Origin of the sequence: Candidatus Manganitrophus morganii, assembly GCA_021651055.1 — a bacterium.
GTDB lineage: Bacteria > Nitrospirota > Nitrospiria > SBBL01 > Manganitrophaceae > Manganitrophus > Manganitrophus morganii.
Window position 1 is genome coordinate 2069860 of sequence record JAJHOH010000001.1, and the last position, 20997, is coordinate 2090856.

Here is a 20997-nt window from a genome sequence, read left to right on the forward strand (position 1 = left end):
GGAAGGAGTCTTTCGATGAAGATGGTTCAAGCGATGGTCCGTCCGGAGAAAGAAGGGGAGGTGATCGCCGGGCTGGAGAAGGCCGGCTTCATCTCCCTGACGCGACAGGCGGTTTTCGGCCGGGGACGGCAGCGCGGCATTCAGGTCGGCCCCGTTCGTTATGAAGAGCTTCCCAAAGTTTGGCTGATGCTCGTGGTGGAAGCGGAGGAGGTCGATCGGGTCGTCGATACGATTAAAATCGCGGCCCGGACCGGAAATCCGGGCGACGGGAAGATTTTTGTCTCCACCTTGGCCGAGGCCCGCTCGATACATCCGTCCACCTGACTCAAACCAATCAAGTCGCCTGTCCGGAAACGATCCTGAAAATTTCCCCGCCATAGTCGGTCAGATAAAGTTCCCGCTGCTCATCTTCGCCGAAGGAGCTGATGCTCTTTCCGGTTTCCAGCAGCAGCCGCTGGTCGGAGACCACGCTTCCATCGTATCGAAGCATCCAGAGCCGGCCGCTTCCGAAATCGCCGTAGAGGTAGGCCCCCGGCAGGTTGGGGATCGCGCTTCCGCGATAGACATATCCGCCGACGACCGTGGTCCCTTCCGAGCGGGGATAATCGATGATCGGAAGATCGTAGCCGCTTTTATCGCAGTCGGGATTCACCCCCGGCGTGCAGATCGTCCCCTCCATCGGATTCCAGCCGTTGTTCCCCCCTTTTCGGATGACATGTATCTCCTCGCGCGCGCTCTGGCCGACGTCGCCGGCATAGAGGAGACCGGTTTGAGAATCGAAGGAGAAACGCCAGGGATTCCGAAGGCCGTAGGCCCAGTTCTCCGGCGCGGCGCCGGCCGTTCCGAGGAAAGGATTGTCGGGGGGAATCGCATACTCCTTTCCACCGGCCTTTTGATCGACATCGATCCGGAGCATCTTTCCGAGGAGGGTGCCGAGATTCTGGCCATTCCCCTGCGGATCGTTTCCCGATCCGCCGTCCCCCATTCCGATATAAAGAAACCCGTCGGGGCCGAAGACGATATTCCCTCCATTGTGGTTGCCAAACGGCTGGGGAATCGTGAGGAGAATCCGCTCGCTCCCCGGATCAGCCGCCCCTCCCCCGACCTTGAACTCGGAGATCACCGTGTGCAGTCCCCCGGTGGGGGAGGTGTAATTGACGAAGAAGCGGCCGTTCTCTTCAAACTTGGGGTGAAAGGCCAACCCGAGCAGCCCTCTTTCCCCCCCCGCGCTGACGCGATCTCGAATATCGAGAAAGGGGGTCTGGCCGACCGTTCCGTTTTGCAAAATTCGAATCGTCCCCGCCTGCTCGATAATAAAGAGCCGCCCGCTCCCGTCGCCGGCGTGAAAGAGCCCGATCGGCTCGCTGAGCCCGGTCGCGATCGATTCGAGCCGAATCGCCGGCGCGCCGGAGGTCCCTCCTCCGATCGTAGACGAGGTACTTTTAGAAGAAGAGGAATTGCAGGAGGCGGGGAAGACGAGCCAAAGACCGAAGATCAAAAAAGAGAAGCCCCTTCCTAAAGAGATCATGAGCAAGACCCTCCCGGTGTGTGATCTCCAGCGTAGGGGAGGCGAGGGGGCGTTGTCAATAGAGCGCGGCGCCGAGGCCAACCCGAATCGGAACGGCTTCTACTTCCCCTCGAACAGCCGGACAAAATCGACCTGGACCCTGCGCATGTGATGTTGGATCTCTTCTTCAAGCTCTTTTCTTCCCCGCTCCCAATCCCGCTGTCCATACCCCATTCTCCGCGCCAGGAAGGTGAACTCCTCGGTCCGAACGTCGGGAAGAATCAGATCCTTCGCGTGACCCCGGACTATCCGGAGCGCGTCGATCAGGCTCCTCAGAAAAAGATATCCGGCCTGAAAATCGATCCAGATTTCTTTCGGAAGGATCTTCAGCCGGCGGAGCCCTTCGAGCGCCGCGAGGGTATGCGGGGTCCGCAGGGCCGGATGCCGATGGCCGTGCACGATCTGGAGATATTGGACGGCATACTCGATGTCGAGGAGCCCCCCGGCGCTGTACTTCACGTTGATCTTCCCCTCCGGAACCAGTTCGTTCCGCTGACGCTCTCTTAACGCCAGCGCGGTCTTTAAATCCCACGGCGTCCCCCCGTAGACGAACCGGTCGCGATGGGCCTCGACCTTCCTGCCCAATGCTTCGTCGCCGGCGACCGACCTTAATTTGATCAGCGCCTGGCGCTCGAAGGGGGCGGCCTCGCCGGCCGGCGCGTAATAGGCGGTCAGCTGAGAGAGCGGGTTCGCCAAAACCCCGGCGTTTCCATGCGGCCGCAACCGCGTATCGATATGAAAGATCCCCTCCTGCTTTGCCGTAATGAAATGGGTAATCTGTTGCGCCAGCTTCTCAAAGAAGAATCGGTTATCGATCGGCTCCCGGCCATCGGTCTGGCCGGCTCCTTCGTAGACAAAGAGGAGCTCGATATCGGAGGCATACCCCAGCTCGGCCCCGCCGAGTTTTCCCAGTCCGCAGATGGCGAAGGAAGCGGGGCGTCGGTTTTCAAGGCGGGGCGCGCCGTATCGCTTCACCAGATCGGCCCGGCAGAGAAGATCGGTCTCTTCAATGACCACCTCCGCGAGATCGGTCAGCGCCTGAGAGAAATCGGTCAACGTCAGGGAAGGCTCGAGAAGATGCTTGATATCGATCCGGAAGAGCTCCCGGTCTTTGTATTCATTCAAGATCCGTTTTTGCTCTTCCAGGCCGGTTCCTTTCCGAAGCTCCCGGCGCAGGCCCCGGCGAAGCGCCTCTTTCCCGATCCGAAGCTTCTTTCCTTTGTACTGATCGAGGAGGGGGAGGAGGTTCTCGAACTGGATCCGGAGAAAATCTTCCCACAAGAAATCGGAGGTGCCGAAGAGGCGGGCGAGGAGATGAAGCGTTTCCCCCTTCTTCAGAAAGGAGATCATGGAACTCGACTTTTCTTCTTCGATGATCTTGTCGAGCAGTTGATCGAAGTGGGCGATCGCCTTCGTCGGATCGGGAGAGCGGACCAGGAAATGAGTGAACTGCTTGATGAGGGCGGCCGAGATCCGAAGCGCTTTTTTCTCCCGCTCTCCGGCGATCTTCTTTCCCCGTCGGTCGGAGATGTAGAACCGGTCTTGGATCTCGGCCCCGGCATTTTTGATCTGGACCTTATGAATATAGATGCCGCGCAGCGAGAGGGCGTTGGAGAAGGCGTAGAGAAAGCCGGGGGTATCCTTACCCTGAATATCGAGAATCGTCCACCGTCCCGAGCTCCGGTTGTCGAACCGGACCTTCAGCGGCTGCAGAAGCCCCCCCTCCGGAACCTTCGCTTTAGAGAGATAAGCGATCAGATGGCGATTGACCTGATCCCTCGCCTCGTTGAACTTGTCTTGGTCGAGAAGACGGACGAGCGCGACGAGCGCTTCTTCGAGCCGCTCCCTCCGTTCGGCATCGAACGCCTCTCCCGGAATCAGGGCGGTCTGAAAAACATCGACGATCTTTCGGGCAGCCGGCCGCTTTGGGCGCCCAAACCCGCTTCTTTCCGGCGGGGCCTCTTCATCCGAAAAAGTATGGACGTTTCCCGCCTGAATATCGAGACCGAACGACGCGAGCAGGCCGCAGAGGATCGAGAACTCCGAGAAATAATCGAACGCGACGACGGTGATCTCAAAGTCCCGGTCTCCTCCGGAAGCGATTTTCAAGGCGGCGGGACGATCGCGGTCAAGACGGGAGGCCATTCCGATATGATCGGCGATCTCCGTGGCGGAATAGAGGGAGAAATAATCCCGATCCATCCGGGAGAGAAAGTCTTGAACCGTCTCTCTCGGCGCGGAAAGCGCCTGTAGTTTTTTTTCTAATTCTTTGAAGCCCAATCGCTCCTCACGCGCATCGTCGACCGGGCTCATTATACAGGATCGGACAGACCCCATCAAATCAGGCCTGCAAAACGAATTGCAGAGAGGAGAAAGGAGGGGTATAATTCGGCTCGGTGAGATTTTATGAAGTTTGAAAAATTTCAGATTTCGGAAGCGATCAAAAAAAACCTGGACCAGCTCGGTTTTGTTCGAACGACCGACATCCAATATAAAGCGATTCCGTCGATTCTAAGCGGGGAAGACGTGCTCGCCATCGCGCAGACCGGGACAGGCAAAACCGCCGCTTTTGCCATTCCCATCGTGCACAAAATCGACAGCGAAAAAAGGAGTAAACGTTCCACCGGGATTCGATGCATTGTTCTCGTGCCGACGCATGAACTGGCTTTACAGATTTGCGGGGTGTTCACGAGTCTGGCCAAGCAGACCAAGGTCAAAGCCTACGCGGTGTACGGCGGGGTCGCGCAAGACCCGCAGATTCAAAAACTTCAGGACGGCATCGACATCTTAATCGCGACGCCCGGCCGAATGTTTGACCTTATCAGTCAAGGTTATATCCAGCTCAATGCGGTCGAGATCCTGGTGCTCGATGAGGCCGATTTGATGCTCGATTTGGGTTTTATCGGCGATATTCAATCCATTAAAAAGAAACTCACCCGAAGACACCAAACCCTTTTTTTCTCCGCCACCATCAACAAGGTAATAAAAAAACTGGCCTATTCCCAGGTGAAAAACAGCGCGATCCGTATTCAAATTTCTCCGGAAAACCTCGTTTCTAAAAACGTGGCGCACTACGTCCTGTTTGTCGAGATGGATGACAAGCGGTTTTTTCTGGAGCGCTTTATCGCGGATCATCCCGAAAGCAGAATCATCGTTTTTGTCCGGACACGGGTGCGGGCCGAACGGGTGGCGAAGGCCATGGCACGCGTGGGAATCGAGACCTTTACCATTCACGGCGAAAAAGACCAGCAGGCGCGTTCGGATGTCATGAACCGGTTTAAAGCAGGGGAATGCCGCATTCTCATCGCCACCGACATCACCGCGCGCGGTATTGATATCCCCGATGTGCATTACGTGGTGAATTATGATTTGCCGGAGTTGGCTGAGAACTATGTGCATCGGGTGGGCCGAACCGGGCGCGGCTTTAAAAAAGGGGAGGCGCTTTCCTTTTGTAGCCGGGAGGAGAAACCCCGCCTTGAGGAAATTCAACAATTTTTAGAAAAAGAAATCGAAGTCATCCAAGTCGGGAAAACAGAGTATGCCCATACCCTCAAATACCCTACAGAACAGACGCTGGAAGAGTTGATCAAAGAAATAAAAGACTGGGAAGCAGGCAGGAAAAAGAAAAAGCACATCCCTCAAAAGGCCAAAAAAAAGAAGTGAAAGAGCCGCTCAGTGCCTGTTTATCTTCCATAAGAAAGAATGGTCCATTCGGATGATCCAAAATCTGCTTAAGATAGCGCCCCAGGAGTACAATCGTTTCCGGTTCTGGGGTATAATGGACGCGCGCCGGTGATGCATTCCGTTCGCTGTAACAGAATTTCGCAAAATAATGAGATACGGTGTCCCCTTTCGATCCAAAAAATGAGTCCGATCCGCATCGGAAGGAGCCTCCCCCCTCCACGAAATCGCCGTTGCAGCTGAAGGATCTTCTCCTCGCCCCCCAGCTGAGCGGAGAGGAGGTCGCTTCTCTGCTCAGCCCCTATGGATTCGCAGAGATCAAGCGGGCCGATACCAACCTTCAGCTGATTGCAGAAGAACCGCGGGTACGTCAGTTCTTCGCCGAAATTCTGGAGGATTTCTTAAGCGCCCTGGGTCAAACAGCCGAGCCCGATCGGGGGCTGAACGACTTCGAGCGATTCACCCGGGCCGCCATCAGCAAGGCCCAACTCTTTTCGTATCTCCGGGACGATCCCGCCACCGTATCGAGAGCCGCCACGATTTTCGGCGGAAGCGCGTTTCTGGCCGAAATTCTGATTCGGAATCCGGAATATTTTTATTGGGTTTTCGACCCGGCGGTGCTGAAGGGGCGGCGGAGCCGGCGGGAGATCGCGCGGGACTTCTCGCAGGCGCTGCGGCTCCTTAAAACAAAGGAAGATCGGCTCGATCTCCTTCGCGCCTTCAAACGAAAGGAGATCCTCCGGATCGGTGTGCGCGACCTCTTGCGGGAGGCTTCCGTAGAGGAGACTCTGACGGAGCTCTCCGAGCTGGCCGAGGTTCTGATCCAGAAGGCGTATGAGATTTGCGACCGGGGCTTGCGCGAGCGGTATGGGATTCCTTCCTACCGGGACCGCTCGGGGAGGCGGGTCCGGATCGGATTCACCATCATCGCCATGGGAAAGCTGGGCGGCGGCGAGCTGAACTTCAGCTCCGACGTCGATCTTCTCTATCTTTACGCGACCCGCGCCGGCCGGACCTCCGGTGTTCGAGGAGAGGCGGCAAGCCGGATCGCGAACGCCGACTACTTCCGGCGGCTCGCCCAGCAGGTCACGGCGGCGTTGAACACGGCGACCGGCCAGGGCTACGTCTATCGCGTCGATCTACGGCTTCGCCCCGAAGGGGAAAAGGGGCTGATCGTCCAGCCGCTCCAGGGCTACCGGCGCTACTACGCCACCCGCGGCGAGACCTGGGAGCGGCTCTCCCTGCTGAAGGCCTGGCCGGCGGGGGGGGATCGTTCCCTCGGCCGGGAATTTCTGAAAAGGGTGATCCCCTTTCTCTACGGCAAACCGTTCGGCCTCCCCGGATTGCAGGAGGTCGGCGCGTTGAAAGCGCGGATCGACGAAAAGATCGACCTCTCGAAACAGACCGAAAACCATGTCAAGCTCGGCCGGGGAGGGATTCGCGAGATCGAATTTATCATACAGGCGTTGCAGATTTACTTCGGAGCGAAACACCCCGCGATCCGGGAGCGAAACACCCTGAAAGCGATCGAGAAGTTATCGCGATCCGAATTTCTCTCCAAGGAGAACGCCTGTCACCTGAAGGAGGCTTATCTCTTCTTAAGGGATGCGGAGAACAAGCTTCAGGTCGTGAACGATTCGCAAACCCACCTTCTGCCGATCGATCCAAGGGGGGTCCGGGCCTGCGCCCTTCGGCTCGGCTACCGGGATGAAGCGACCACGTTTGCGCAAGATCAATTGATGCGCGATTATCGCGCCCACACCGGCCGGGTCCACACCCTTTTTCGTCTCCTCTTCGAGACGCCGTCAGAGTGGCCCGCCTTTCAGAAGAATCCCCGCTGATCGATTGTCGGGGGCTCAACCGATCGAATTCTCTACGGCGGCCTTTTCAATTGACCTTAGAGAAAGGCTATGATAGCCTTTTAGCTCGTTTCTGTGATTGAAGGATATCTCTATGTTTTATAAGGTGAAAGGGCTTCTGGAATGACAGAGGCCGAATCCCCCGATACCAGGGAGAGAGGCTTTCCCGCTTCGAAACGCCGATTCCTCATCGCTTCCTTTCCCGCACCGATCTCTCTTTTGTTCCCTGTTCTTCTTTTCTGGCTTCTTTTCCGGCCGGCCCCCTCGGAAGGGGCAGGGACGTTTACCGCGTTCGAAAAGACCTTTTCTCGCGAGGAAGGGGAGCCGATCCTGGTTGAGAGCGAATTTACCGTGATCGATCCGGAAGCGTCCTACTTGCTGAGGATCTCAAGCAATGGACTGAAAGATGCCCCGAATGAAAAGGTCGGTGCCTCGGAGATTTTGCTGAACGGGGTCCAGATCGTCGGCTCCTCTCGGTTTAGCCAAAGAGAAACCTCCTTTAAAAAACCGGTCACACTCAAAGAAAAGAATATCCTCCAGGTGAAGCTCAAGGGGAAACCGGGGGGGGAGATGACGCTGCGGATCGAAGGAACCGATCGGATCACGCCCCAGCTGTCGATCATCGCGCCGAAGCCGCGGCTTCTCATCAACGATCCCCGGCCGACGTTTATCCTCAAATATGAAGACGCTACCGCCGGCGTTGATCGCAAGAGCCTTCGGGCCGTTCTGAATGGAAAAGATATTGCGTCTCTGTTTGAGCTGGGGGAGACGGAGGGGACCTATACCCCCGATCGTCTTCCGGACGATGCGTATACTTTTGTGGCATCGATCGGCGATTTCGCGGAAAACCGCGCCGAGGCGAGGGTGACCTTCCATCTCGATGCAACCCCGCCCGAAACCCGTCTGCTCCCGTCGGACCCGCCCGGCGGCGCAGGCTGGTATCCGGCTTCCCGCCTCGAAGCATCCGACCCGGACGGCGGCTCGGGGCTGACCGAGCTTCGTTATCGGATCGATTCCCATCCGGAGGTCGTCATCCGGCCCGATGCCGACCTTCTCTTCTCCGAGCGGCGCACCCTCTCGGCTCCCCTTCAAGCGGACGGAAAGTTCAACCTCTTTTATTATGCGGTCGACCGGGCCGGAAATCAGGAAGCGGTGCAGCAGCGGACCCTTCAGATCGACGGGAGCCCCCCGCAGATCAAGGCGCATCTCTCTCCACCGCCGAACGAATTCGGCTGGCATCGAACCGACGTGACCGTCGGTTTCGAGGCCGCCGATCCCCTTTCCGGCCTTGCCTCGACAACCCCCCCGATGCGGATCACCACGGAGGGGGAGAATCAGGCGGCGCAAGGGACCGCCGTCGATCGCGCCGGGAACGAGACGAAAATCGCGGCCTCGATCTGGATCGACAAAACCCCGCCGACCCTTTCTTTGGATTCCGTTCCGGAAGGGGCCGCACTCGCCGTGAAAGCGGTCCCCCTGACCTTTTCCTTCAGCGATTCCCTTTCGCAGGTTCGGCCCGACCGCTTGACGGTCGTCCTAAACCGGGTCGATCTCTCGGCGGTCTTCAGGCCGCAGGAGGGCCTGGCGACGAAGACCTTTGCGATGGCCGATCGAAAATATCTTCTGATCGCCTCGATCGAAGACCGGGCCGGGAACAAGACCGAGCTGACGCGCCAGTTTACCATCGACACGACCCCCCCCGAACTGACCGTCGCCGCAGCCGAGGGGGACCGGCCGATCAAAGCGACGGCGGCCCGCTTAGCCGGCAAAGTGATCGATGCAACGACGTCGGTCCGCTCCCTCCGGGTGAATGAAATCGAGATCTCCCTCTTGACCGGGGGGGAATTTATGGTTCCTTTTCCGCTCCTCAACGAAGGGGTAAATCCCTTAAAGATCGAAGCGGCCGATGAGGCGGGAAATGTCGCGATCAAAGAGATCAACCTGGTTCGGGATACCGTCGGTCCCGAATTCAGCGAGATGGTCCCCCCGCCGGGGTCGTTCAGCCGGCAGCCGACGGTCACCCTCTCCGGGAGGGTGCGGGATTTTGCGACCGGGGTCGTCTCGCTCCAAATCAATGGAGCGGCAATTCCGTTGGCCCCCGAAAAGGGAGGTCGCTTTTCCGTGGAGGTTCCCCTGCCGACAGAGGGGGAGAACCCGATTGAAATCACGGCCGTCGACGAGGCGGGCCATCAGACCGTCTACCCCCTTTTTTCCGTGGTCAGGGACACGGCGCCGCCGGTCATCGAGGTCATCCAGCCCCTTCCCGGATCGAGTGTTCCGACCACCCCGGCGACTGTCACCGGGCAGATCGTCGATGCCGGGCCGATCACGACCTTCTCCCTCAACGGCCGGCCCATCCCCCTTCAGGAGAACCGGTTCTCCACCGAGATACCGCTTCAGGACGGCGAGAACACCCTCCGTTTCTCGGCGACCGATGCGGCGGGAAACAAGGTCGAGGCGCAGCGGACGATCTTGCTTGACCCGACGGCGCCTGAATTGAAGATTACCTCTCCCAGACCGGGCCAGCGGATCGCGGCCAAAACGGTCGACCTCGTCGGCCGGGTGGTCGATCCGACCTCTTCGATCTCTTGGGTCATGATTAACGGAACCCGAATTGTGCCGAGCGAGACAGGGGACTTCGCCACCCCTTTTCCTTTAAACATGGAAGGGGAAAACCGGTTTGATTTTATCGCCACTGATCGGGCCGGCAATCACGCTTCGGCAAGCCTGACGGTCATCCGGGATACGGTGCCGCCCGATCTTCAGCTCGTGCAGCCTGCCGAAGGCCGTTATACCGACGAGCCGACCCTTCCGTTGACGGGGACCGCGTCGGACCGGGGGGGCTCGGCCGTTTCGCTCACAGTCGATCATGTCTCCGTTCCGCTGAAGGAGGGCCGGTTCAAAACGGTCGTCGGGCTGAAAGAAGGGGAGAATGCCCTCCAGGTCACCGCGACCGATGCGGCCGGCAACGCCAAAACGCTTTCACGAAAAGTGATCCTCGATACCCGTCCCCCGAAGATCACGATCGACGCTCCGCCGCCGGGCGCGCCGATTTCCACTTCGGTGATTATTCTCTCGGGAACCGTCACCGATGCCGCTCCGCTTCGCTCCGTCGCCCTCAACGGAAATCCCGTTCCGGTGAAAGGAGGCGCGTTTAAATTTCCGGTCGTTCTCTCTCCCGGCGCGAACACCCTGGTTCTCTCCGCGACCGATACCGCCGGGAATACCGGAACCGTCCGCTGGGAGGTCACCCTCTCCGAGCCCTGATCTCAACATCCCGAATACCGGCGCCGCGAAATATCTCTTGTCGCCCTAGACAAATCTCGATCATCGGTTATACTTTCCGAAGTACGGTTCATCATCAGCGCAGGAGGGGATCGATATGGGATCGGTGTTCGGAAATGGAAAAGAAGAGAACGGCAAGCGAGGGGTTGAAGATATCATCATCTATATGGGGAAGAACGTCGAGATCAAGGGGAACGTCAACTTTGAAGGATCGGGACGAATCGACGGAAAAGTTGAAGGGAAAATTACGGTAAAGGGAAGCATCATTTTTGGAGAAGGGGCTGTGATCACCTCCGATGTCGAGGGAGACACCGTGGTGGTCGGGGGAAAGGTGACCGGGAAGATTGTCGCCCATCAGAAGATCCAGCTGCTCCGGACCTCCGTCTTCACCGGAGATCTGATGACGCCGTCGCTCCTCATCGAAGACGGCGCCCAATTCAATGGAAGCTGTAAGATGACCAGCAACCATCGCTCCCAAGAGATGTATGAAGCGGAGCTGATGAAAACGGAGGAGATGGCCGTTCGCTAATCATCACTGAATGCACTGCGGCCCTGCTCATCAGAAAGTGAGCAGGGCCGCAATGGTTTTATCTTCCTCTTTTTATCTCGCCGCCGAGATCGATGATGCGACCCGACGCGAGCGGAGCATCACGATTCCGGCCCGGCCTCCAGGATCATCCCGCCGCCGATCACTTCCTCCCCCCGATAGAAGACGACCGATTGCCCCGGGGTGACCCCGCGCTGCGGCGCATCGAACCGAATCCGGACCCGGCCCTCTGAAAACGGAACCAGCGTCGCCTCCCCGGCCGGAGACCGATAGCGGATCTTCGCCTGAACCCGAAGGGGGACTTCCGGACAACCCTCTCCTCCCCAGACAAGACGATCGGCCAGCACCTCTTTCTTCAAAAGCGACTCCTCCGACCCGACCACCACTTCGCGCCGCGCCGGATTGAGCTGCGTGACATAAATCCGCTCCCCCGCTGCGACGCCGAGACCCCGGCGCTGGCCGATCGTGTAGAAGGCGACGCCGGCATGTTCTCCGACCACCTCCCCCGACTCGGTGACGATCTTTCCGGGGGCCTGCGATTCGGGACGATATTCCGAGAGAAACGCCCGATAGTCTTTTTGCGTGACGAAACAGACTTCCTGGCTCTCCAAGACCTCTTCATACGGAAGGCCCAGCGCCGCTGCCTTCTTGCAGACCGCTTCCTTGTGCATTTCTCCCAGGGGGAAAAGGGTTGCAGCAAGTTGTTCCTGATTGAGACGATAGAGGAAGTAGCTCTGATCCTTCTGAAGATCGGCCCCCTTCAGCAGGGAATAGCGGCCCCGTTCGGGTCGATGCCGGATCCGGGCATAATGGCCGGTGGCAAGAAGGTCGGCCCCCAGGTCGCGCGCCACCGTGAGAAGACGGCCGAACTTCATCCGTTCGTTACAGCGGACACACGGGTTCGGCGTCTGGCCGACGAGATAGGCGTCGCAGAAATCGTCGATGATTTCAGAGCGGAATTCTTCCTGGATGTCGAGGACATGATGCGGGATCGAGAGAAGCTTCGCCACATGGCGGGCCAGCCCGACTTTGCAACAGGAGCGGTCCTGCCAGCGCTTTTCGTCTTCCCCCTCATCCTTCCAGAGGGTCAGGGTAACGCCGATGACCTCATACCCGGCCTCTTTCAGCAGGGCGGCGGTGACGGCGGAATCGATCCCGCCGCTCATCCCGACCACCACCCGTCTTCCCTTTGGCGTGCCGTTCAACCTAACTCCCGTTCGAATCGTGGCCGACCGCCTGCAGCGGCCGGATCTCAGCCGGTGCGGCCTCTTCCTGCCCCATCTGGCACTTGCCGTTGAAGCTGACCCCCTCTTCGATGATCAGATTGGGGGTGTTCACGGAGCCGGTCATCACCGCCTTGGAGAGGAGGTGGATCCGGTCCGAGGCCCGGATATTTCCGGAAATTTTTCCGCCGCAGATCACCGTGCCGGCGGAGATCTCCGCATTGATCACCGCCGTCTCGCCGACGACCAGCTTGCCTTGGGTGACGATTTCCCCCTCGACCTTGCCGTCGATCCGGACGGTGCCGCTATAGGTGATGATTCCCTTAAATTCAGTCCCCTTTCCCAGGAACGCAATGATCTCATCCGACTGAGCTCCCTTTTCCTTTTCATCCCTTCGCAACATGATCCCCCCTACATGGCCTGGAGGAGATCACGTTTCGGGATCTCCTCACGGTTATTCATCTTAATTCGTGCCGGTCAGCTTCTCGAGAATCCGGTCGAGATCTTCAAAGGAGTAATACTCGATCCGGATCTCTCCCCCTTTTCCCTGCTGCACCAGACGAACCTTTGTCCCCAGCGCGAGACGGAGACGGCTTTCCAATTCCGCCGCTTCCGGCGCGGCGCTCCGCGGGGCCTTCGACGGCTCCGGGCGCGCCTCTCGTTTCATCTTTTGAACCAGCGCTTCGACCTGACGGACCGACCAGCCCTTCGCCTTGATCTCCCCGGCGATGCGAAGCTGGTCTTCTTTCCGCTCCAAAGAGAGAAGCGCCTTGGCATGTCCCATCGTCAAGACGCCGTCGGCAATCGATCCCCACAACGACTCCGGGAGAAGGAGTAAGCGGAGGAAATTCGCCACGCTCGACCGGTCGATCCCCATCCGGGCGGCGATCGCCTCCTGCGTCAGGGAGAATTCGGAGATCAGCCTTTGATAGGCTTGCGCCTTCTCGATCGGGTTGAGATCTTCCCGCTGGACATTCTCGAGGAGCGCCCATTCCATCAGCTCCTGATCCTGGACCGGCTTCACGATCGCCGGGATGGCCGCCAAGCCGGCGAGTTGCGCCGCGCGCCATCGGCGCTCCCCCGCGATCAGCTCGAACCGCCCGTTTTCCTCCTTCCGGACGGTGATCGGCTGAATCAGCCCGTGGCTCTTGAGCGAGGCGGCGAGCGAGGCGAGCGCTTCCGGATCGAAATACTGCCTCGGCTGATATCGGTTCGGGATGATCTTCCCGATCTCGATCTCCCGAATATCTCCCTTCGGCGGCTCCGCCGGCGGGACCAGGGCGGTCAGTCCGAGACCTTTTCCTAACGCCTTACGCTGCTGCATGCTCCAAGACCTCCTTGGCCAGGGCGAGGTAGGCCTGCGCCCCCTTCGAGACCGCATCGTAAAAAACCGCCGGCTTGCCGTGGCTCGGCGCCTCGGCGAGGGTGATGTTGCGCGGGATGGTGCTCTGGAACACCCGGTCTCCGAAATGCGATCGGATCTCCGCCTGAACCTGGTTGTTGAGATTATTCCGGCCGTCGAACATCGTCAACAAAACCCCTTCCACTTGGAGTGACGGGTTGAGCGATCGGCGGACCAGCTCGAAGGTGTTCATCAGCTGCGCTAATCCCTCCATTGCGTAATATTCGCACTGCATCGGGATGAGGAGAGAGTCGGCGGCGGTGAGTGCGTTGAGCGTCAGCAGTCCGAGCGACGGGGGACAGTCGATCAAGACATAGTCATAGAGTTCGATGGATCCTTTCAACCGATCTTTCAGGACCTGCTCCCGGCCGTCCATGCCGACGAGTTCGATCTCGGCGCCGACCAGATCGATATGCGCCGGAACGACACTCAACCAAGGAACTTGTAGCGGAACGACCAACTCCGAGAGCCCCTTCCGTCCGATCAGAAGATCGTATACGCTTCCGGAGAGTCCCTCCCGGGAGATCCCGATGCCGCTGGTGGCGTTTCCCTGGGGATCGAGGTCGATCAGCAACACCTTCTTTTCGGCGACCGCGAGTGAGGCGGCAAGATTGATCGACGTGGTCGTCTTTCCGACCCCCCCCTTCTGATTGGCGATTGCGATGACTTTTCCCATCAATTCATGACCTAGCGCTTGCTGAAATGCGTTATCCTAGCATATTCCGTTTTGGAAAAAAAGCATTAGTCGATAAACCATCAGACCACTTTGAGGAGAACCAGCGACCGGGGTTCGTCCGTGAAGGGGAGGGCAACCGGGTGGATCCCCTCCAAAACCAGCCGCCGATTTCCCTTCAACCCTTTCTCCCACCGCGACGCATCGGGCGGTCCCTGGAAGAAAAGGATTCTTCCTTCACGCCGGACCAATCCGACCCCGTTTTGGAGGATGACGGCGGGAGAAACCGCGCGCGTCAGCAGGAGATCGTACCGCTCCTCCCACATCGGCCCGCGCAGATGCTCCAGACGATCCTGAAGGACGGAAACCCCTTCCAATCGGAGCAGGCCGATGAAATGGTGGAGGAAGGCGGCCTTCTTTCCGGTCGCTTCCAGGAGGGTCATCTCCAGCTCGGGGCGCGCAATCTTCAGGACCAGGCCCGGAAAACCGGCGCCGGTCCCCACATCGATCCAGCGCTCCCCCTTCCTCGGCTGCAGCAGGGTCAGCGGGGTGAGCGAATCCAAAAAGTGTTTGATGAGGATCTCCCGGTCGCTTCGAAGGCCGGTGAGATTGATCGAACGGTTCCAGCGGATCAGCTCAGAGAGGTAAAGGAGGAGACGGTCGACCTGTTCCGACGAAAGTACGATTCCAAGCTCTCCGGCGCCGCGGGCGAGAAGGTTTCTCTGTTCTTCATTCAGTGTCCGCTCTCCATCACATTCGGGGCAATCGATTCGTCCCCATCGTGCCGATCGGAGAGCTCTTTTCGCCTTCGACGTTCGAGCGCCAGCATCAGAATCGAGATTGCCGCCGGCGTGACGCCGGAGATTCGAGAGGCTTGGCCGAGAGAGCGGGGCTGGATCTTTTTCAACTTCTCAAGGACTTCTCTTGAGAGGCCGCTGACCGCATCATAACTAAATGTCTCCGGGATTCGCTTTCCCTCCATCTGCTTGAAGCGGGCGACGTGGGCAAGTTCGCGTTGAATATACCCGTCATATTTGATCTGGATCTCGATCTCGTCTGCGATCGAAGGATCGGTTTGATTCTCCAGGTTGAACCAGGAGACGAGGCTGTTGTAGTCGATCTCCGGCCGCTTCATCAGTTGCGCGAGGCTCATTGAAGGAAGAATCCCCTGAATGCCGGCATTCGCCAAGATCTCGGCGGAACGGGGGATCGTCCGGATCGATGTCGATTCAAGCCAGGCCCTTTCCCGTCCGATTCGCTCCCGCTTCGAAAGGTAGGCATGATATTGCCGCTCGGGAAGAAGGCCAATCTGATAACCTTTTTCCATTAAGCGTAAATCTGCATTATCGTGCCGAAGCAAAAGGCGATACTCTGCACGAGAGGTGAACATCCGGTATGGTTCCTCGGTCCCCAGAGTGGCTAAATCATCAATTAAAACACCGATATATGCATCGGATCGGTCGAGGATCAGCGGGGGCTGATCCCGCAGTTTTAGAACGGCATTGATCCCCGCCATGATTCCTTGTGCAGCTGCTTCTTCATATCCGGAGGTCCCGTTGATCTGCCCGGCATGGTAGAGTCCGGCGACAGGCTTCGTCTCCAAAGTTGGATGAAGTTGAATCGGCGGAACATAATCATACTCGATCGCATAACCGGGTCGGAGCATTTTTACGTTCTCAAGACCGGGAATGGTTCTAATAAATTCCAGTTGAACCTCTTCCGGGAGGCTGGTTGAAACTCCGTTAGGGTAGATGACATTTGTCTTTCTCCCTTCCGGCTCCAGAAATACTTGGTGGCGCGGATGGTCGGAGAACTTCACGATCTTATCTTCGATGGAGGGACAGTAACGCGGCCCGATCCCGGTAATCACCCCGGAGTAAAGAGGCGATTCGGTCAGGTGGGCCCGGATCACATCGTGCGTCTTCTCACCGGTATAGGTGAGATGGCAGGGAAGCTGGTCGACCTCCAGCCGGTCGGTGACATATGAAAACGGAAGGGGGGGCTGATCTCCATATTGCGGCTGAAGCTGAGTATAATCAATGGTGTTTCCGTCGAGCCTGGGAGGGGTTCCGGTCTTCAGCCTTCCTAAGGTGAAGCCGAGATTAATCAGGCTCTGCGAGGCTTTTTCGGCCGGTGCTTCACCGATCCGTCCCGCTGAAAATCGACGCAGGCCGATGTGGATCAATCCTCGAAGAAAGGTCCCTGTCGTTAAAATAACCGCACCGCTATGAAATCGAGTCCCGTCTTGAAGCGCAACCCCCACCGCACGGCCGTTTTCTACCAGAACCTCGTCGACCATCCCTTCAATCACCGTCAGATGGGACTGTTTGAGGAGAACATCGGTCATCACGGATCGGTAGACGTCCCGATCTGCTTGCGCCCGGAGGGCACGGACTGCAGGCCCCTTCCGCATATTGAGCATTCTAAATTGAATGCCGGCCTGATCGATCACCCGGCCCATCTCTCCCCCCAAAGCATCAATCTCACGAACCAAGTGACCTTTTGCAATACCGCCAATCGCGGGATTACACGACATTTGTCCGATATTGTCGAGCTTCAGCGTAAAGAGAACGGTCTTTGCCCCCATTCGAGCAGCAGCAAGCGCCGCTTCGCAGCCGGCATGGCCTGCGCCGACAACAATCACATCACACGCCGCTTTGTTCATCCCCTCTCCGATTCATGTTCCACGTGGAACACTTTTTTACTTGCCGATACAAAAGTTGTTGAAGATCTGATCGAGAATTTCATCGGTTGTCGTTTCGCCGATAACTTCTCCCAAGGAATCGGCTCCTTCTCTCAGGTCGGCAGCGAGAAATTCCCATGAAGCGTTCTCTTCGACCGCTTTTATGGCCCGATGAAGACTTTTGGACGCCGCCTCCAGGGCGGTGCGATGCCGAAGGAGGGCGACCAGCGGTTGCTCTTTCTCAGGTTGTTTCCGAAGAAGCTGCTTGATCTCTCTTTTTAAATCGCCGAGCCCGGAACCCGTCACCGTCGAAAACGGGAGGATCACCTCCTGTGGATGCTCCGTTCTTATCCGAGAGTGATCGAGACGCGCAGGTAAGTCGGATTTGTTCAGGAGAATGATTTTTCGCTTCCCTTTCAGACGTCGCGCTAAGACATCGTCTTCTATTTGGAGCGGTTCGCTCGAATCGAGCATCCAGAGAATTAGATCGGCCTTCTCCACCGCTTCTTCTCCGCGACGCACCCCCTCTGCTTCGATCGGATCCTCTGTCGCTCGGTAGCCGGCGGTATCAGTGATTCGAAGGGGAAGGCCTTCGATGTGAACGGTCTCCTGAAGAATATCCCTTGTCGTGCCGGGGAGAGGGGTCACAATCGCCCGATCTTCCTCCAGGAGAAGATTCATCAGGCTCGATTTTCCGACGTTGGGCCGCCCAATGATGACGGCGGTCAATCCCTCCCTGATTTTCCGGCCCTCTGTATACCCTGCCAAGAGGCGCTCCACCTCTTCTGAAACAGACCCGATCTGCTTGCTCATCTCCGAATCGGTCCAGAAGCGGATTCCCTCTTCCGAAAAATCAATCGAAGCCTCGATATGAGCGAGAATCTGGAGCAAATGTTCTCGTAAGAGCTCAACTTGACGGGATAAACTCCCCTTTAACTGGTTGAGCGCCCATCCATGATGGTCCCAATTCTCCGCAGTGATCACCTCCATCACCGCTTCCGCTTGGACAAGGTCAATTCTTCCTAATAAGAATGCCCTGCGTGTAAATTCTCCAGGGGCGGCCAGCCTTGCACCCTGCATCACAAGAAGGGAGAGTATTTTTTCAAGGATGAGCGGACTGCCGTGGGTCTGGATTTCGACAACATCTTCGCCGGTATAGGTCCGCGGCGCTTTCATGACCAAGAAGAGAGCTTCGTCGACAATTTCCAGACTGTTTGGATCGATGACGTGACCGTAGTGCGCGGTGTGGCTTTGAACTTTCGCGAGCTCGCCGGAACCCTTGAAAAGAGACTGGACGACTTGGAATGCTTTGGTGCCGCTCACCCGCACGACACCAATGCCCGCCAATCCGATCGCGGTAGAAATAGCGCAGATGGTATCGTCCTGCCCCGCTTGCCGTCGCATTCGTCTTCCTGTTACGTCGTTCCCGCTTTGGGAATCGCCAGCCCTTCCCGGTTCATAAGGTATTGCTGTCCGATCGTCAGGATGTTATTGACGAGCCAATAGAGGACCAAGCCCGACGGGAAATTGAGGAAGAAGAAGGTGTAAATCACAGGGAGGAAGAGCATGATCTTTGCCTGCATCGGGTCCATTGTTGTCGGCTGCGTCCATTGCTGGAAAAACATGCTGATCCCCATAATCACAGGCAATACGTAAAAGGGGTCTTTATCGGAAAGGTCTTGAATCCAGAACATGAATGGGGCTTGCCGCAGGTCAATCGTTGTATAAAGGACATTAAATAAGGCAATAAAAACAGGTATTTGTGCCAACATCGGCAGACAACCGCCGAAGGGGTTGATCTGGTGCTCTTTGTAAAGGTTCATCAGCTCCCGATTCATCTTTTCACGATCGCCCGCATACTTCTTCCGAAGGGCCGCTACTTTTGGCTGGATCGCCGCCATATCTTTCATCGACGCAAGACTCTTTCGGGTGATGGGGAAGAAGAGGACCTTCACGAGGACTGTAACGAGAATAATGGCCACCCCGTAGTTGTGGGTGAATTGGTAGAAGAATCGAAGGATAAAATAGATCGGCTTTGCCACAAAACGAACGGGGGCCCAGCTCCCCATCATAAACCAGCCAAAGTCGATGCTTTCTTGTAGACCGGCGCCGATCTGCGCCAGTCGATCGTATTCTTTCGGACCGGCATAGATCCCAAATTGTTTTTGACCGGCCTGCTCTGCCGGAATCTTCAGGTCGACCCGAATCTGCTGCGCCCCTTCCTTTTCCACTGTGACCGCGCTCGTCTGCCCGACTTCCTTTGGAATCAAGGCACTGATGAAGTATTTATCCTGCAGCCCCGTCCATAAAACCTCCCCTTCGTGAGCCACCGTCCCGTTTACATCCGACTCCGCATCCTTGATCAATTCACTATTGACGTAGGTCGCCGCGCCGATGCTCCCGCCAAACTCCACCGCCCAATTATTGATTCCGAAGTTCGTTCCGAGCGAGATCTTGTAGCCTTCTGGATAGCCTTCTGTCGCAATCCGGGTGTCGACCAAATAGTGATCATTGTGGAAAGTTAGCTCTTTCGTGATTTTCCGGCCATCCGGGCCGACCGTAGTGAGGGTCACCACCTCCATCGGCTTCTCCGGGCTGAGTTGGACAGTCTTTTCATCGAGGCTGTATAGCTGCTTCGATCCATTCGGCTCCTCTTGGGTGAAAACGGTCAAGGGAAAGGTTTTCACATCGTCTTGAAGGAGCTCGATCGGAACCGCTTCTCCCGTCTCCGATTTTTTGGTGTACTTTTTAAGTTGCCATTCTTTAATCGTCCCCCCGATGTTCGACAGGACGATACGGTAGAGATCGCTCTCGATCACTTTTACTTTTGCGTTCTTTTCCTCCACAACAGGCCCCCCAACCGAAACACTTTCTTGCGGTGGGGAAGATGGGGTGCTTTTTGGTGTCGCTTCCGTCGGTGCTTGCGTTACCTCAGGAGTCTCCGGAGCGGGGCCGACCATCCGTTCCATGAAGAACGGATAAGCAAAAATGATCGCGAGAGATAAAATTAAAAAAACAATAAGACGTTTTTCCATCACTTATCTGAATTCCTCTAAATTAAAAAAATTATTTTACCGGATCGTAACCGCCCGAGCAGAAGGGGTGGCACCGAATAAGGCGTTTAATGGTCAGGATGATCCCACGGAAAAACCCATGACGCTTGACCGCCTCAATGGAATAGGACGAACAGGTCGGGTAAAACCGACATGCAGGCGGAAGCAAAGGGGATATAATGCTTTGATAGAAACGAACAATAAAAATATAGATTAAGGCCATTTATTCTGGGGGTTTCAGAAAAAAAGCTTTGATTTGGTCGGCTACCTGATTTAAATTAAGGAGTTTCGATCCGACCCTGGGAATCACAACTAATTTGTGACCGCGGAGTGAAACTTTTTGGCGCCGGAGGGCCTCACGATAGACTCGTTTGATACGATTGCGCTCCACCGCCGATCCGAGCTTCTTACGAACATGGATAGCATAGAGTAGATCGGGAAACGGATCTTCCAAAGAAAAAATAACAAAGGAGGGAGAGATAAACTTTCTCCCTTCTGCAAAGACTCTTTGAACCTCTTCTTTCCGGGTCAGGCGCTTTAACTTGACGCTAGGCGTTTGTAAGGCGCTTCCGTCCTTTAGCACGCCGATTTTTAATAACTCTTCTACCATTGGCAGTCGACATCCTCTTCAAAAAACCGTGTGTGCGACTTCTTCTCAGTTTGCTCGGCTGGCGGTAGGTGACCGACATAAATTCTCCTTCACATTGTGAATACGAAAATGTATATCTTCCTAAATTTCGGTGTTATTGTCAAGACTAAACTCGTTTTAAGTTTTGGAACCGAAAAATAAAGAGAGAAGTAGTAGTAAGTGGAGGGAAATCCTTGATAAGAGGACAAGGCCCTTTTTTTAAAAGAAGAAAAGCCGGGGATACCGTTGTGGACAGGCTGGTTCATCCGATTAATCTCTTGATTCATTTTAGGCGATTTGATATATTAGAACAGCATTTTTGTCGGAATCTGTTCCTCGGCAGTTAGGTTCTTCACAGGGTAATTTCCAAGATACTGATTTACCTCGTAAACAAAC

18 protein-coding genes are annotated in these 20997 nt (G+C 56.7%); 5 read left to right on the forward strand and 13 right to left on the reverse strand.

Features of this window, described 5'->3' with window-relative positions:
- Positions 1-15 precede the first annotated feature (15 nt).
- Complete coding sequence (locus tag MCM46_09415) at positions 16-324, forward strand: P-II family nitrogen regulator (GenBank protein ID MCG3112024.1); 309 nt, start codon at positions 16-18, stop codon at positions 322-324.
- 10 nt (positions 325-334) lie between these two features.
- Here MCM46_09415 and MCM46_09420 read toward each other — a convergent pair whose 3' ends face one another.
- Positions 335-1528 (reverse strand): PQQ-dependent sugar dehydrogenase, encoded by a 1194-nt coding sequence (locus MCM46_09420; protein ID MCG3112025.1) that lies wholly within the window; start codon positions 1526-1528, stop codon positions 335-337.
- A gap of 99 nt (positions 1529-1627) precedes the next feature.
- Positions 1628-3880 carry a hypothetical protein gene (locus MCM46_09425; protein MCG3112026.1) on the reverse strand — a complete coding sequence of 751 codons (2253 nt, stop codon included), beginning with the start codon at positions 3878-3880 and terminating at the stop codon, positions 1628-1630.
- 93 nt (positions 3881-3973) lie between these two features.
- Here MCM46_09425 and MCM46_09430 point away from each other — a divergent pair, with 93 nt between their 5' ends.
- From MCM46_09430 to MCM46_09445, 4 genes are all read left to right on the forward strand, one after another.
- The gene (locus tag MCM46_09430; protein MCG3112027.1) at positions 3974-5230 is read left to right on the forward strand and encodes a DEAD/DEAH box helicase; all 1257 of its coding nucleotides are present in this window, start codon (positions 3974-3976) and stop codon (positions 5228-5230) included.
- Between the two features lie 179 nt (positions 5231-5409).
- Complete coding sequence (locus tag MCM46_09435) at positions 5410-7089, forward strand: hypothetical protein (GenBank protein MCG3112028.1); 1680 nt, start codon at positions 5410-5412, stop codon at positions 7087-7089.
- A gap of 141 nt (positions 7090-7230) precedes the next feature.
- Positions 7231-10374, forward strand: a complete 3144-nt coding sequence (locus MCM46_09440; GenBank protein ID MCG3112029.1) for an Ig-like domain repeat protein — start codon at positions 7231-7233, stop codon at positions 10372-10374.
- Positions 10375-10489: 115 nt separating this feature from the next.
- Positions 10490-10921: a polymer-forming cytoskeletal protein gene (locus tag MCM46_09445; GenBank protein ID MCG3112030.1), complete on the forward strand. Its 432-nt coding sequence runs from the start codon at positions 10490-10492 to the stop codon at positions 10919-10921.
- A 119-nt stretch (positions 10922-11040) separates the two neighbouring features.
- Here the strand turns inward: MCM46_09445 and mnmA are convergent, their stop codons facing one another.
- From mnmA to rpmH, 11 genes are all read right to left on the reverse strand, one after another.
- On the reverse strand, positions 11041-12144 hold the full coding sequence (gene mnmA / locus MCM46_09450) for a tRNA 2-thiouridine(34) synthase MnmA (protein ID MCG3112031.1): 1104 nt from the start codon (positions 12142-12144) through the stop codon (positions 11041-11043).
- Between the two features lies 1 nt (position 12145).
- Complete coding sequence (locus MCM46_09455) at positions 12146-12565, reverse strand: polymer-forming cytoskeletal protein (protein MCG3112032.1); 420 nt, start codon at positions 12563-12565, stop codon at positions 12146-12148.
- Positions 12566-12625: 60 nt separating this feature from the next.
- Entirely contained in the window at positions 12626-13486 is an 861-nt protein-coding gene (locus MCM46_09460) for a ParB/RepB/Spo0J family partition protein (GenBank protein ID MCG3112033.1), read from the reverse strand.
- Positions 13473-14240, reverse strand: coding sequence for an AAA family ATPase (locus tag MCM46_09465; GenBank protein ID MCG3112034.1), 768 nt, complete (start codon positions 14238-14240; stop codon positions 13473-13475). The genes MCM46_09460 and MCM46_09465 overlap by 14 nt, the downstream gene beginning before the upstream one ends.
- Before the next feature lie 80 nt (positions 14241-14320).
- Complete coding sequence (rsmG, locus tag MCM46_09470; GenBank protein ID MCG3112035.1) at positions 14321-14851, reverse strand: 16S rRNA (guanine(527)-N(7))-methyltransferase RsmG; 531 nt, start codon at positions 14849-14851, stop codon at positions 14321-14323.
- A 119-nt stretch (positions 14852-14970) separates the two neighbouring features.
- On the reverse strand, positions 14971-16902 hold the full coding sequence (mnmG, locus tag MCM46_09475; protein MCG3112036.1) for a tRNA uridine-5-carboxymethylaminomethyl(34) synthesis enzyme MnmG: 1932 nt from the start codon (positions 16900-16902) through the stop codon (positions 14971-14973).
- Positions 16903-16938: 36 nt separating this feature from the next.
- Entirely contained in the window at positions 16939-18324 is a 1386-nt protein-coding gene (mnmE, locus tag MCM46_09480) for a tRNA uridine-5-carboxymethylaminomethyl(34) synthesis GTPase MnmE (GenBank protein MCG3112037.1), read from the reverse strand.
- A gap of 11 nt (positions 18325-18335) precedes the next feature.
- Entirely contained in the window at positions 18336-19889 is a 1554-nt protein-coding gene (gene yidC, locus MCM46_09485; protein MCG3112038.1) for a membrane protein insertase YidC, read from the reverse strand.
- A 97-nt stretch (positions 19890-19986) separates the two neighbouring features.
- Positions 19987-20196, reverse strand: coding sequence for a membrane protein insertion efficiency factor YidD (gene yidD, locus MCM46_09490; protein ID MCG3112039.1), 210 nt, complete (start codon positions 20194-20196; stop codon positions 19987-19989).
- On the reverse strand, positions 20197-20583 hold the full coding sequence (gene rnpA, locus MCM46_09495; GenBank protein ID MCG3112040.1) for a ribonuclease P protein component: 387 nt from the start codon (positions 20581-20583) through the stop codon (positions 20197-20199). It lies immediately after the preceding gene.
- Entirely contained in the window at positions 20522-20662 is a 141-nt protein-coding gene (gene rpmH, locus MCM46_09500) for a 50S ribosomal protein L34 (protein MCG3112041.1), read from the reverse strand. Before rpmH ends, rnpA begins: the two co-directional genes overlap by 62 nt.
- Positions 20663-20997: the final 335 nt, after the last annotated feature.

Coding starts and splice junctions, on each gene's coding strand:
- MCM46_09415 (MCG3112024.1), top strand. CDS start 16: ATGAAGATGGTTCAAGCGATGGTCCGTCCGGAGAAAGAAGGGGAGGTG.
- MCM46_09420 (MCG3112025.1), bottom strand. CDS start 1,528: ATGATCTCTTTAGGAAGGGGCTTCTCTTTTTTGATCTTCGGTCTTTGG.
- MCM46_09425 (MCG3112026.1), bottom strand. CDS start 3,880: ATGAGCCCGGTCGACGATGCGCGTGAGGAGCGATTGGGCTTCAAAGAA.
- MCM46_09430 (MCG3112027.1), top strand. CDS start 3,974: ATGAAGTTTGAAAAATTTCAGATTTCGGAAGCGATCAAAAAAAACCTG.
- MCM46_09440 (MCG3112029.1), top strand. CDS start 7,231: ATGACAGAGGCCGAATCCCCCGATACCAGGGAGAGAGGCTTTCCCGCT.
- MCM46_09445 (MCG3112030.1), top strand. CDS start 10,490: ATGGGATCGGTGTTCGGAAATGGAAAAGAAGAGAACGGCAAGCGAGGG.
- MCM46_09455 (MCG3112032.1), bottom strand. CDS start 12,565: ATGTTGCGAAGGGATGAAAAGGAAAAGGGAGCTCAGTCGGATGAGATC.
- MCM46_09460 (MCG3112033.1), bottom strand. CDS start 13,486: ATGCAGCAGCGTAAGGCGTTAGGAAAAGGTCTCGGACTGACCGCCCTG.
- MCM46_09465 (MCG3112034.1), bottom strand. CDS start 14,240: ATGGGAAAAGTCATCGCAATCGCCAATCAGAAGGGGGGGGTCGGAAAG.
- mnmG (MCG3112036.1), bottom strand. CDS start 16,902: ATGAACAAAGCGGCGTGTGATGTGATTGTTGTCGGCGCAGGCCATGCC.
- mnmE (MCG3112037.1), bottom strand. CDS start 18,324: ATGCGACGGCAAGCGGGGCAGGACGATACCATCTGCGCTATTTCTACC.
- yidC (MCG3112038.1), bottom strand. CDS start 19,889: ATGGAACGGATGGTCGGCCCCGCTCCGGAGACTCCTGAGGTAACGCAA.
- yidD (MCG3112039.1), bottom strand. CDS start 20,196: ATGGCCTTAATCTATATTTTTATTGTTCGTTTCTATCAAAGCATTATA.
- rnpA (MCG3112040.1), bottom strand. CDS start 20,583: ATGGTAGAAGAGTTATTAAAAATCGGCGTGCTAAAGGACGGAAGCGCC.
- rpmH (MCG3112041.1), bottom strand. CDS start 20,662: ATGTCGGTCACCTACCGCCAGCCGAGCAAACTGAGAAGAAGTCGCACA.